The sequence below is a fragment of the Streptomyces apricus genome (assembly GCF_008369065.1).
Taxonomy (GTDB): domain Bacteria; phylum Actinomycetota; class Actinomycetes; order Streptomycetales; family Streptomycetaceae; genus Streptomyces; species Streptomyces apricus.
On the sequence record NZ_VDFC01000040.1, the window covers coordinates 976870 to 988925 of the forward strand.

The window sequence follows — 12056 nt, forward strand, 5'->3', positions numbered from 1 at the left end:
GCGTCTCGCTCCTGCCGCCCCTTCCTGAGGCCGATGCTCGAACAAGCCCACCCGCGCCCGCCGCGAACCCCTCCCCCTACTCGTCCAGCGCCCCGAACTTCCGCACCGCCAGCGGGAAGAACACCGCCAGCAGGGCCAGCGGCCAGGCCACCGCCGCCCAGACGTGGCCCGTCTCGGCGCCCGGGGCGCCGAACAGGTCGCGTACCGCCGTGGCCGTCTGCGACAGCGGGTTCCACTCGACGACCGTGCCGAGCCAGTCCGGCATGGACTGCGGGGCCGCGAGGGCGTTGGACAGGAAGCCGACCGGCCAGACCAGGATCTGCACGGCCTGCACCATCTCCGGCTTCCCGGCCACCAGCGCCAGCAGGATGCCGATCCACAGCATCGCGAACCGCAGCAGCAGGAGCAGGCCGAGGGCGCCCAGGAAGGCGCCGAAGGTGCCGTGCGCGCGCCAGCCGAGCACGTACGCGACCGCGGTGAGCACGGCCAGGCCGAGCGCCGACTGGAGCATGTCGGCGGCCGAACGGCCCACCAGGACCGCCCCGTCGGCCATCGGCATCGAGCGGAAGCGGTCGATCACCCCCTTGTCGAGGTCCTGGGTGACGGCCAGCATCGTGCCCTCCAGGCCGAAGACCATGGTCAGCGCGAACATGCCGGGCACCAGGAAGTCGAGGTACTCACCGTCGACACCTCGGCCGCCGCCGATGAGGTAGCCGAACATCAGCAACAGCATCACGGGGAAGACCAGGGCGACCAGGACCTGGGCCGGCTGCCGTGCCCAGTGGGCGAGTTCGCGGCGGGTCATGGTCCAGGAGTCGTTCAGCGCGTACGAGGTCACACGGTCTCCTTCGCAGGGGTGGCGGCGGGGTCGTCGGTGAGGTGCAGGAACACCTCGTCCAGCGTGGGGCGCCGCAGGGCCACGTCCTCGGCCTCCACCCCGGCGTCCTCCAGGGCCCGCAGGACCCCGGTCAGCACCTTCATGCGGCCGGCGGCCGGGGCGCTCAGCAGGCGCCGGTCGACGTCCACCGAGACCTCCGCCGGGGCAAGGGGCAGCAGGGCGACGGCGGCTCCCAGCTGCCCGCCGTCCCGCAGCACCACGTCGATGCGGTCCCCGCCCGCGAGGGCCTTCAGTTCGTCCGCCGTGCCGTCCGCGACGAGCCGCCCGCGGTCGAGCACCGCGATCCGGTCGGCGAGCTGGTCCGCCTCCTCCAGGTACTGCGTGGTGAGCAGCACCGTCGTACCGCCGCCGACCAGGGAGCGCACCGCCGCCCACACCTCGGCCCGGCCGCGGGGGTCGAGGCCCGTGGTCGGCTCGTCCAGGAAGAGCACCTCCGGGTCGGTGAGGAGCGAGGCGGCCAGGTCCAGCCGGCGCCGCATGCCGCCGCTGTACCGCTTCACCGCCTTGCGGCCCGTGTCCGCGAGGCCGAAGCGCTCCAGGAGTTCACCGGCCCGCACGCGCGCGTGGCGGGCGCCCAGGTGGTAAAGGCGCCCGAACATCTCCAGATTCTGCCGTCCGCCCAGTTCCTCGTCGAGCGCCGCGTGCTGGCCGAGCAGGCCGATGCGGCGGCGCACCTCCCGGGCCCGGGTCACCGCGTCGTGCCCCGCCACCTCCACCAGGCCCCCGTCGGGCCGCAGCAGGGTGGACAGGATCCGGACCAGGGTCGTCTTGCCCGCGCCGTTGGGGCCGAGCAGCGCGTGCACCGTGCCGCGCCCGACCCGCAGGTCGAGCCCGTCCAGCGCGTGGGTGTCCCCGTACCGCTTCCGTACGCCCTCGACGACGATCGCGTCGGTCATCGGGCTCCCTTCACGTGCATCTCAGAATAATCAAATTTGACTACCAGCACGCCGTGAAGGGTATGCCCGGTCGAGCACTTAGTCAAACTTGATTACTGGGCATCCCCCGGATGCGTCTCGTCCGTGCGGTACGGGTTCTCCTCGCCCTCCGCCAGTACGCCCACGAAGGGCTCGCCCTCGCCCGCGAAGGCGTACGCGCCGTCCTTGATCCGCCGGATCAGGCCGCGGGTCCACTCGGCGCCGCTGTCGGCGGAGTGGACCCAGAAGTTCATGATCTCGCCGATGTGGCCGAGCCGCTCGGGCCCGTCCTCCGGCACGTAGTGCTCGGTGACGGCGGAGCGCCACTCCTCGATGACCCGCACCCGTTCCTCCAGGAGCCCGAGCGCCTCCTCGCGGCCGAGGTCCACCATGAAGCCGAGCGCCGCGGAGAGGACGTCCGGCTTCTGGTCGTACGCGGTCAGCGACGCGCGCAGGAGCGTGCGGAACTCCCGCGTGCCCTCCTCGGTGATCTCGTACTCCGTGCGCGGCGGGCCGCCGGCCGTGGAGGGCTCGGTCTCGTGCGCGACCAGCAGTCCCTGCTTCGCCATCTGCTTGAGCGCGTGGTAGATCGAGCCCGGCTTGGCGTTGGACCACTCGTGCGCGCCCCAGTACTCCAGGTCGTTGCGGACCTGGTAGCCGTGGGCCCGGCCGTGCTGGCGCACGGCGCCCAGGACGAGGAGGCGGATCGCTGACATGCGGTCAAGCGTAGGACGCCGTGCTCCGTCCGGTACGCCGGGCCCACCGGGGCCCGGCGCGAGCCTGTCGGCCCGGAACTGTTCCGAATTGCCCGGAACTGTCCGGAACGGCTCAGAACGGGAAGGCGCTGCGGCCGTGCTGGACCGAGATCCACTTCTGGGTGGTGAACGCCTCGACGGTGGCCTCGCCGTTCAGACGGCCGATCCCCGAGGACTTCTCGCCGCCGAAGGCGACCAGCGGCTCGTCGTGCACGGTGCCGTCGTTCACGTGGAACATGCCCGTGTCGATCCGCTGGGCGAAGGAGACACCGCGCTCGACGTCGGCGGTGTGCACGGCGCCGCTCAGCCCGTACGGGGTGTCGTTGACGAGGCGCACGGCCTCCTCCTCGCCGTCGAACGGGACGAGGAGCGCGACGGGGCCGAAGATCTCCTGCCGCAGGATCGCGGAGTCGGCGGGCAGGCCGGTCAGGACGGTCGGCTCGACGAGGTTGTCGGTGGTGGTGCCCCGCACGAGGGCGGTCGCGCCCTCGGCGAGCGCCTGGTCCACCACGCTCGACAGGGCGTCCGCCTGCGAGGAGTTGATGACCGGACCGATGACGGTCTCCGGGTCGCGCGGGTCGCCGGCCTTCAGGGACCTGACCTTGGCGACGAACTTCTCGGTGAACTCCGCCTCGACCGAGCGGTCCACCAGGACGCGGTTCGCGGCCATGCAGACCTGGCCCTGGTGCACGAAGCGGCTGAAGACCGCGGCGTCCACGGCGTAGTCGACGTCCGCGTCGTCCAGGACCACCAGCGCGCTGTTGCCGCCCAGTTCGAGGATCGAGCGCTTGAACTGCGCGGCGCAGACGGTCGCGACGTGGCGGCCGACCTGGTCGGAGCCGGTGAAGGAGATGACCTTCGGCACCGGGTGCTCCAGGAAGGCGTCGCCGATCTCCGCGATGTCGGTGATGACGACGTTGAGCAGACCGGCCGGCAGGCCCGCGTCCTCGAAGATCTTCGCGACCAGGGAGCCGCCCACGATCGGCGTGTTCTGGTGCGGCTTGAGGACCACGCCGTTGCCGAGGGCGAGGGCGGGTGCCACGGACTTCAGCGACAGCAGGAACGGGAAGTTGAAGGGGCTGATCACACCGACGACGCCGACCGGCACGAGGTAGAGGCGGTTCTCCTTGCCGTCGCCCGGCGATGGGATGATCTTCCCCTGGGGCCGCAGCGCGAGGTTGACCGACTCGCGCAGGAACTCCTTGGCGAGGTGCAGTTCGAAGCCGGCCTTCAGCCGGGTGCCGCCGAGCTCCGCGATGATCGCCTCGGTGATCTCCGCCTCGCGCTCCTCGACGATCCGCAGCGCCTTCTCGAACACGCTCCGGCGCGCGTACGGGTTCGTCGCCGCCCATGCCTCCTGGGCCCGGGCGGCCGCCCGGTAGGCCTCGTCCACCTCGTCGACCGTGGCTATCGTGATCGAGGCCAGCTTCTCGCCGTCGTACGGGTTGAAGTCGATGATGTCCCAGGAGCCCGTCCCCTGGCGCCATCGGCCGTCGATGTACTGCTGAGCCAGGTCGGTGAAGTAGGACGACGACATGCGATCCCTCAATCCCTTGCTGCCGAAGGCAACAGCCCATGCATCTTCACGGTCTGATCACATGTCATCGTACGGCTGTTTCAAACGAGTTCAGGCGTTTCAGCTGAGTTGGAGCAGCCCTCGGAGCAGGTCCCGGCTCTCGTCGGGTCCGGGGCTGTCCTGCTGCAGCTCCTTCATCGCCTTCTCGTACTGGGCGACGTCCTCGCGCTTGTCCAGGTACAGCGCGCTGGTGAGCTGTTCGAGGTAGACCACGTCGGACAGGTCCGACTCGGGGAAGCTCAGCATGGTGAAGGCCCCGCTCTCCCCTGCGTGGCCGCCGAGGCTGAACGGCATGACCTGCAGCCGCACGTTCGGCCGCTGGGAGATGTCGATGAGGTGCTGCAGCTGGCCGCGCATCACGTCGCGGTCGCCGTACGGGCGCCGCAGCGCGGCCTCGTCCAGCACCACGTGGAACTCGGGCGCGGTCTCGGCCACGAGGTACTTCTGCCGCTCCAGGCGCAGGGCCACCCGGCGCTCGACGTCCGCCTTGCCGGCCCCTCTCATGCCCCGGCTGACGACCGCGTGCGCGTACGCCTCGGTCTGCAGCAGCCCGTGCACGAACTGGACCTCGTAGGAGCGGATCAGGGACGCGGCGCCCTCCAGGCCGACGTAGGTGGGGAACCAGCTGGGCAGGACGTCCGAGTAGCTGTGCCACCAGCCCGCGACGTTCGCCTCCTTGGCGAGGGACAGCAGCGACTTGCGCTCCGCCTCGTCGGCGATCCCGTAGAGCGTCAGCAGGTCCTCTACGTCCCTCGTCTTGAAGCTCACCCGGCCCAACTCCATACGGCTGATCTTCGATTCGGAGGCGCGGATCGAGTAGCCGGCCTTCTCCCGGGTGATCCCGCGCGATTCACGCAACCGCCTCAGATGAGAGCCGAGCAGCATGCGTCGCACCACCGATCCCGACTCCTGCGTGCTCACGTTCGCCAGCCTCCCCAGGCCCGTTCCAAGGGCCGCAGTCTGCCACTAAAACACTTCAAGCAGTACTCGTTCAGTTACGGAAACGGCAATTTTTCAAGGTAGACACGCAGGAAACGACAAGGAGAAGACAAGCCAGACCGAGAAAAGTGGCTCGGAGACGGCGGAAAAAATGCCCAAGAAGCGGTAGCGGAGGTTCAATTCGGGCGCGTGCACGTGCATCTGCCCTTGCATCTGCCGAACGCATTGGCAACGATGGTCTCGCGCCACCGCTGCATCGCAACGACCGCGAACCCCGGGAGTGCCTCGCATGGGGACGAATGGATCGACCATGCTGGAGCCGTTACGGCAGGGACTTCCGCCGCTGGACCCCGCGTCCGTGTCCAACGCCGCCTCCTGCGCCCTCCCGCCCCGTTTCGAAGCGGTGCGCGACGCGCGGCAGTTCACCCGCCGCACGCTGGGCCAGTGGGACGTGGGCGACCGGTTCGACGACGTCTGTCTGGTGGTCTCGGAACTCGTCACCAACGCCCTGCGGCACGCGCTGCCCGCGGACACCCCCCGTCCGGCCGACCAGGACCCGCCGGTGCGGCTGCACCTGATGCGGTGGACCGGGAGGGTCGTCTGCGCGGTGCGCGACCCCAGTCACGACAGCCCGGTCGCGGGCGACTCGGACGACTGTGCCGCGGAGTCGGGGCGCGGCCTGTTCCTGGTCGAGTCCTTCGCCGACAGCTGGGGCTGGCATCCGCTGGCCGGCACGCTCGACGGCAAGGTCGTCTGGGCGCTGTTCCGCCTGGATCAGGGCTCCTCCGCATGACGGGCCGCGGCGCTTTTTTCGCGTCGCGGCTCTACGCGCGTTACGGGTCCCGGGGGCCCGCGAAGGCCGCCGGGCGGCTCGGCCTGGCCGGTCCGGGCACGGGTCCCGCCGCAGGTCCGGGTCGAGGTCCAGGCCCGACTTCGGCTCCGGCTCCGGCGGTCAGCCCGCTATCAGGTGGTCGAACTCGCCGTCCTTGATGCCCAGGAGCATGGCCTCGATCTCGGCGCGGGTGTAGACGAGGGCCGGCCCGTCGGGGAAGCGCGAGTTGCGTACGGCCACCTCGCCGCCCGGCAGCCGCGCGAACTCCACGCAGGATCCCTGCGAGTTGCTGTGTCTGCTCTTCTGCCAGGCCGCCCCGATCAGCTCCGTGGCAGCCATGCCGTTGTACACCTCGTGGTCCACAGGTCGCTCCCCGGTGGTGCATCGGCTTCGGCTTCTGTTGCCTGCGTTGCCATTGATGCAGTGGTCAACTGCCCCGGATCATAGCTGTCTTCACATGCAGATGCATGGGCAGATGCACGTGCACGGGGGGTGGTCTCCTGATTACTGCTTTGACGGTTGCGAAGCCCGAATCGTTCCCAGCCCACGCTCCGTCTCAGGAAGAGACGCACAGCGGGCCGTTCGTGTTCCAGAACGGCTCCGCCCCGTCCGGCGGTGAACGGACGGGGCGGGAGGGCCCCGGGACCTCCGGGACCTCGGCAAACCCCCGGAACCAGGGGTTCCGGGGGCTCGGCCGGGCGTCGGGCGCGGACGAGGTCACCGCGACGCGCACAACGGCGCGGGCCGCCCTCGGGCCGTTCCCGATCGCACGGACCGGCCCCGTCCCCGCCGCCCCGGGAACCGGGCGACCCTGCGACTGCGAACCTTTCCGCAGTCGCGGCGGCACGCGGGGTGACGGACCCCGGGTCAGACCTCCAGGAGGGCGTCGAAGGCGGACGGGATCCGCCGCCAGGCGGCGCGGCCCGCGGCGTACTCCGTGTCGGTCAGCAGGCAGGACTCCAGCAACAGTTCGAGCCCGTCCCGGTCCAGGCCCGGGGAGGTGAAGACGAGGTGCTGGCAGCGGTCGCCGTGCTCGGGGTGCCAGTCGAGCGCGGCGGCGGCCCGGCGCACCGGCGGTACGAGGTCCCAGGCCGCGTCGGGCAGCGACGCCATCCACGGCCCGGCCCCCTCCACGCACAGGGCGCCGCCCGCCGCGTCCCAGTGCAGCAGGGTGTCGGGCCGGTCCGCGAGCCAGAACCGGCCCCGGCTGCGCGCGGCCGCACAGGTCAGCTCCTCCAGCGCCGCGTACAGCCGCTCCGGGTGGAACGGCCGGCACCGGTGCCACACGAGCGTGGTGACCCCGGCCTCGTCCGCCTCGGCCGGCAGCAGCGCGCAGGCGGGGTGCTGGGCCGCGGCGGCCGCCTCCACGTCGAACCCGGCGAGCGCGGCGTCCGCCAGCGGCCTCGTCCCCACGGTCCCCGCGGTCCTTGTGTCCCCCGTGGTCCCGGTGGCCCCGGTGGCCGTGATCGGCACCCGGTGGGCCGTCGGGTGGAGCTGCGTCAGCAGGGCGTGGTCCTCCTCGTCCGCCTCCTGCGAGGCGGCCAGGGCCAGGACCGGGGCGTACTCCAGCTGACGGGCGAAGGTGTCGGCGACGGTGCGCCGGTCGGTCGCGGCGGCGGCGAGTCCCACGTCGGCGAGGTCGTCGCCGTTGCCCAGGTACGGCAGCACCAGCGCGGGGTCGACCGCGGTGACGACGCCGGTGAGGCGCAGGCCGGCGCCCGCGACCGCCTCCGCCGTCGCCTTCGGCTCGACCGAGTCCCAGAGCTCGACGACCACGAGCGGGACCGAGCCGTCCGCGGTGAGCCGCTCCAGCTCCGGGACCAGGTCCTCGCGCAGGGCGCAGCACGCACAGCCGTCGACCAGCGCCACCTCCGCCGCCGAGAGGACTCCCGTGCGGTCGCGGACGGTCCGGGTCACCGTGCCCCGTCCGGCCGTCGAGAGGTCGTGGTGCAGCGCCACCGCGCCCGGCACGTCGGCGAGCAGCCGCTTCACCGCCTGCCTGCGCGCGTCGGCGTGCAGCCCGCCGACGACGGCGACCGGCACCATCAGTGCTCCCCGCGCCGGTCGCCGCGCCGGTCGCCGTGTCCGTCACCGGCGGCCGGCTTCGCGCCGCGCGCCGCGCGGGCGCCGAAGCGCCGTTCGAAGCGCTCCACGCGGCCGGCCGTGTCCAGCACGCGGGCGGTGCCCGTGTAGAAGGGGTGGCTCACGTTCGAGGTCTCGACGTCGACGACCGGGTAGGTGTTGCCGTCCTCCCACTCGATCGTCCTGGTGCTCGTCATGGTCGAGCGGGTCAGGAAGGCGTGGTTCGCGGCGCGGTCCCGGAAGACGACGGGTCCGTAGGCCGGGTGGATCCCCTCGCGCATGGCGCTCAGCGCTCCTCTCGGAAGTCGACGTGCCGGCCGGCGCGGGGGTCGTACTTGCGCAGGGTCAGCCGGTCGGGGTCGTTGCGGCGGTTCTTGCGGGTGACGTAGGTGTAGCCGGTCCCGGCCGTGGACCGGAGCTTGACGACCGGGCGGAGTTCGTTGCGTGCCATGTGACTAGTATATGAAAACGAATCCCATTACCAATAGTGGGTACGCGGCGAATCGAGAGAGGTACGTCACTCACATGTCCGCACATTGCATGCTGACCGGGGCCCGCCCTGGCTTCGGCAACTCCATCTCCCATTCGCACCGGCGCACGTCGCGCCGCTTCGACCCCAACATCCAGAGCAAGCGCTACTGGCTGCCGGGCGAAGGCCGGTACGTGCGGCTGCGGTTGAGCACCAAGGGCATCAAGACGGTGGACGCCATCGGCGTCGAGGCAGCCGTCGCCCGGATCCGGGCCCGCGGGGTGCGGGTCTGATGGCGAAGAAGAGCAAGATCGCGAAGAACGAGAAGCGCCGGGAGATCGTGGCGCGGTACGCCGTGCGGCGGGCCGAGCTCAAGGAGATCGTCCGCCGGCCGTCCTCGACGGACGCCGAACGCGGCGCCGCCGAGCGGGAGCTGGCGCGGCAGCCGCGGGACGCGAGTGCCACGCGGGTGCGCAACCGGGACGGGGTGGACGGGCGTCCGCGCGGGTACCTCCGGCGGTTCGGGCTGTCCCGGGTGAACCTGCGGGAGCAGGCGCACCGGGGCTTCCTGCCCGGGGTGCGGAAGTCTTCCTGGTAGCCCCCCCCGGGGGCAGGTACGGATCTCTTTTGTCCGCGGGTGGGTGGGGGTTGCTCGCGCAGTTCCCCGCGCCCCTGGGTACCTAGGGGCGCGGGGAACTGCGCGACCAGCCCCCGACGGCCCGCACGGGCGGACGTGCGTCACCCGGTGCGGCGTCGGTACGCGGCCGGCCATGCCGGGAGGGGTGGCTGGTAGCTTGCTGCCTCGTTCCGGCGATCCGTCCGGTCAGACCCCTGGGGGCTCCAGTGACTTCGGCGACCTTCCCGCGCAGGCGGATCCGGACCGCGGCCGTGACGGCGGCCCTGGCGGCCGCGCTCGCCCTGACGGCCGGCTGCAGCGGCGACGGCGGCAGTGACGGCGACGACGGCACGGACGCGTCCTCGGGAACGAGCGCGCCCCCGACCGCCTCGGCGGACACCGGGGGTTCCGACGGCTCCGACGGCTCCGACGGCGGCACGACCGCCGGCGACGGCCTGGAAGGCAACTGGCTGGCCACCAAGGACGGCAAGGCCGTGGCCCTGGTGATCACCGGCGACGAGGCCGGGCTGTTCTCCACCGGAGGATCCGTCTGCAGCGGCTCCGCCGGGGAGTCCTCGGGCACCCGGACGATCGCCCTCAAGTGCTCCGACGGGAACGAGGACCGGGCCGCGGGCACGGTGGACTCCGTCGACTCCACCACCCTCAAGGTCACCTGGAAGGGCTTCGGCAAGGAGACCTACACCCGGTCCGAGGGCGGGGGCCTGCCCTCCGGGCTGCCTACGGCGAGCCTGGGTTCCTGACCCCGGCACCCCCATCACCGTCGTCGCCATCGTCGTCACTGCCCTCGCGTCCGGCCGTCCCGTCGAGCGTCATCGGCGGTACGGCGGTGTCCAGGGCCTCGGACAGCTCGGTGAGCGCGTCGAGCACGCGCCGCGCCGTGTCCCGTACGAACGTGTCGTCCCCCGGGGCGGCGGCCCCGGCGCCGTCGGGGCCGGCCGGGCCGGTGTCCCACTCCTTGAGGGCGGCCCGTACGGCGTCCCAGTCCGGGACCCGGCGCTCGCGGACGGCCCTGGCGCCCTGCCGGGTGGACTCGCGCAGCGCCTCGGCGAAGGCGGCCGCCGCCGGGACCGGGGCCGCGCCGCCCTCCGGCAGATGGGCTTCGAGGAGCATGACCACGCGTCCGAGCTGGGCGAGCGCGTCCTCGGCGTCGTCGGCAGCGGTCCGGGAGAGCCCGCGGTGGCGCACCGGTTCGGCGGTGGCGCGGGCCACGGCGGTGTGCCAGGCCGCGCGGGCGGTGCGCGCGGCGAGCAGGGCCTCGCGGACGTCCAGGGCGTTCCGGGACGCCGGGTCGGCGTAGGCGTCGAAGACCGCGGCCGCGTAACGGCCCTGGGCCTCCAGCCAGTCCGCGAGCCGGTTGCGCAGCCGTGGCGTCTCCCACGCGGGGTAGAGGGCGTACGCGAGCATCGCCAGCAGGCCGCCCAGCAGGGTGAGCAGGACGCGTTCGGGCACGGTCTGGGTCCACTGCTCGCCGCCCATGCCGAGCAGCAGGACGACGTACGCGGCGATGCAGACCTGCGCCGCGAACTGGCCCGTTCGCATCAGTAGGTACATGAGCCCGGCGCTCACCACGGCCAGGGCGCCGGAGAGGTACGTGCCCGGGTCGGCCAGCCGCACCACAGCCGTGGCCACGCCCACGCCCACGACGGTGCCGCCGAACCGGGCCACCGCCCGGCTGTACGTCTGGGAGAAGTCCGGGCGCATGACCATGACCGACGTCAGCGGGGCCCAGTAGCCGTGGCCCAGGGGGAGCACGGTGCCGAGGACGTAGCCGGTGGCGGCGACGGCGGAGACGCGCGTGGCGTGGCGGGTTATCGGGGAGCCCCTGCGGAGCTCCTTGCGCATGGCCGTGAGGGCGGTGGGGATCAGGGCGAGGAGGGTGGGGCGGCTGCGGGCCGTCGCCCCCTGCGGACGCGGCGGCGCACTGCTCCTCGGGGTGCTGCCGCCGGCCGTCTCCAGCACGTCCTGGAGGAGGGTGTGCAGGCGGGTGGCCGCGCGGTAGGGCCGTCCGGKGAGGATGCTGCCGGTGTCGGGGGKGCGAAAGGCGGCCAGGGCCGCGGCCGGGACGGCCACGGGCTCGCCCCGGCGGATCGCGTGGGCCGCCGCGTCGAGGATCTCACCGGCGGCGGCGAGCAGTTCACGGACCCGGTCGCGGGCCCGGCCCTCCGCGGGGACGCCGGTCGCCGGGTCGGCGAGGGAGGCGAGGACGGGCCGGATCCGCTCAGCGATGCCGCGGGCGCCGTGGAGTTGGGCGGGCCGGCGGCGGGCCTGGCGCGGGGTGACGGCGGCCGCGTTGCGGGCCTCCATCAGGGGCAGCGGGTCGAAGGGCGCGTGGGGGTCCTGGCGCAGCCGGCGCGCGTAGTCGCCCTCGGCGGCCAGGGCGTCGGCCAGCGCGTCGCGGTGGGCGCCCCAGCGGCGTACCGGGAACAGCACGACCAGTGCGGCCTGGACGACACCGCCCGCGATCATCACGGCGGCGTGGCCGGCGGCCTGGGCGACGGAGGTCGGCAGGGTGACCGTCACCAGCATGATCGCCACGTTCGAGGACGCGATGAGGCCGATGGTGGGACCTGCGGCCCAGCTCAGCCCCGCCCCGAACGTCCACACCACCAGCAGCGCGAGGAAGAGCGGCTCCCGGGAGATCGTGAGGTAGCCGAGGAACGTCGACACGGCCAGACTAGCACCGGAGGCGAGGGCCAGCTCGGGGCGGGGGCGCCAGCTGCGCTGGAACGTCGCGATCGCCGCCTGGAACGCGCCGAACGCCGAACTCGCGGCGGCGGCCGGGCCGAAGGCCCACAGGCTCACCGCGATCACGATCGCGAGCCCCGCCGCCCCGCGCACCGCGACGAGGGGTTCGAGCCGCTTCCTCTCCACGGCGAACCCCGAGCGCGCGGTGTCCTCAAGCGCTCGTCGCCAGCTCACCGCGCCAGCGTACGGGAGGGGCGGGTGGGCGGCGT

General features: G+C 72.6%; 14 protein-coding genes. 4 read left to right on the forward strand and 10 right to left on the reverse strand.

The window, feature by feature from the left end:
* Window positions 1-76: 76 nt before the first annotated feature.
* The 5 genes from FGF04_RS17450 to FGF04_RS17470 all read right to left on the reverse strand — a co-directional run bounded on the left by FGF04_RS17450 (window position 77) and on the right by FGF04_RS17470 (window position 5028).
* On the reverse strand, window positions 77-838 hold the full coding sequence (locus FGF04_RS17450) for an ABC transporter permease (protein ID WP_235882359.1): 762 nt from the start codon (window positions 836-838) through the stop codon (window positions 77-79).
* Window positions 835-1794, reverse strand: coding sequence for an ATP-binding cassette domain-containing protein (locus FGF04_RS17455; protein ID WP_149512171.1), 960 nt, complete (start codon window positions 1792-1794; stop codon window positions 835-837). The genes FGF04_RS17450 and FGF04_RS17455 overlap by 4 nt, the downstream gene beginning before the upstream one ends.
* Window positions 1795-1886: 92 nt before the next feature.
* Window positions 1887-2528, reverse strand: coding sequence for a PadR family transcriptional regulator (locus tag FGF04_RS17460; RefSeq protein ID WP_149512172.1), 642 nt, complete (start codon window positions 2526-2528; stop codon window positions 1887-1889).
* A gap of 112 nt (window positions 2529-2640) precedes the next feature.
* Complete coding sequence (locus FGF04_RS17465) at window positions 2641-4104, reverse strand: aldehyde dehydrogenase family protein (RefSeq protein ID WP_149512173.1); 1464 nt, start codon at window positions 4102-4104, stop codon at window positions 2641-2643.
* A 99-nt stretch (window positions 4105-4203) separates the two neighbouring features.
* Complete coding sequence (locus FGF04_RS17470; protein ID WP_149512337.1) at window positions 4204-5028, reverse strand: helix-turn-helix domain-containing protein; 825 nt, start codon at window positions 5026-5028, stop codon at window positions 4204-4206.
* A 343-nt stretch (window positions 5029-5371) separates the two neighbouring features.
* On the opposite strand from FGF04_RS17470, the gene FGF04_RS17475 reads away from it, so the two are divergent.
* On the forward strand, window positions 5372-5875 hold the full coding sequence (locus FGF04_RS17475; RefSeq protein ID WP_188114109.1) for an ATP-binding protein: 504 nt from the start codon (window positions 5372-5374) through the stop codon (window positions 5873-5875).
* A 159-nt stretch (window positions 5876-6034) separates the two neighbouring features.
* On the opposite strand, the gene FGF04_RS17480 is transcribed toward FGF04_RS17475, so the two are convergent.
* The 4 genes from FGF04_RS17480 to rpmG form a co-directional block, all read right to left on the reverse strand.
* Window positions 6035-6253, reverse strand: a complete 219-nt coding sequence (locus FGF04_RS17480; protein WP_149512339.1) for a DUF397 domain-containing protein — start codon at window positions 6251-6253, stop codon at window positions 6035-6037.
* A gap of 528 nt (window positions 6254-6781) precedes the next feature.
* Entirely contained in the window at window positions 6782-7960 is a 1179-nt protein-coding gene (locus FGF04_RS17490; protein ID WP_149512175.1) for a GTP-binding protein, read from the reverse strand.
* Window positions 7960-8277: a type B 50S ribosomal protein L31 gene (locus FGF04_RS17495; RefSeq protein WP_235882360.1), complete on the reverse strand. Its 318-nt coding sequence runs from the start codon at window positions 8275-8277 to the stop codon at window positions 7960-7962. Before FGF04_RS17495 ends, FGF04_RS17490 begins: the two co-directional genes overlap by 1 nt.
* A 5-nt stretch (window positions 8278-8282) precedes the next feature.
* Complete coding sequence (gene rpmG, locus FGF04_RS17500) at window positions 8283-8447, reverse strand: 50S ribosomal protein L33 (RefSeq protein ID WP_149512176.1); 165 nt, start codon at window positions 8445-8447, stop codon at window positions 8283-8285.
* Window positions 8448-8521: 74 nt separating this feature from the next.
* On the opposite strand from rpmG, the gene rpmB reads away from it, so the two are divergent.
* The 3 genes from rpmB to FGF04_RS17515 all read left to right on the forward strand — a co-directional run bounded on the left by rpmB (window position 8522) and on the right by FGF04_RS17515 (window position 9842).
* Complete coding sequence (rpmB, locus tag FGF04_RS17505) at window positions 8522-8758, forward strand: 50S ribosomal protein L28 (RefSeq protein ID WP_149512177.1); 237 nt, start codon at window positions 8522-8524, stop codon at window positions 8756-8758.
* The gene (rpsN, locus tag FGF04_RS17510; RefSeq protein WP_149512178.1) at window positions 8758-9063 is read left to right on the forward strand and encodes a 30S ribosomal protein S14; all 306 of its coding nucleotides are present in this window, start codon (window positions 8758-8760) and stop codon (window positions 9061-9063) included. Before rpmB ends, rpsN begins: the two co-directional genes overlap by 1 nt.
* A gap of 245 nt (window positions 9064-9308) precedes the next feature.
* Window positions 9309-9842, forward strand: a complete 534-nt coding sequence (locus tag FGF04_RS17515) for a hypothetical protein (RefSeq protein WP_235882361.1) — start codon at window positions 9309-9311, stop codon at window positions 9840-9842.
* Here FGF04_RS17515 and FGF04_RS17520 read toward each other — a convergent pair.
* Window positions 9820-12021, reverse strand: coding sequence for an FUSC family protein (locus FGF04_RS17520; RefSeq protein WP_149512179.1), 2202 nt, complete (start codon window positions 12019-12021; stop codon window positions 9820-9822). The two genes, FGF04_RS17515 and FGF04_RS17520, sit on opposite strands and share 23 nt — an antisense overlap.
* Window positions 12022-12056: the final 35 nt, after the last annotated feature.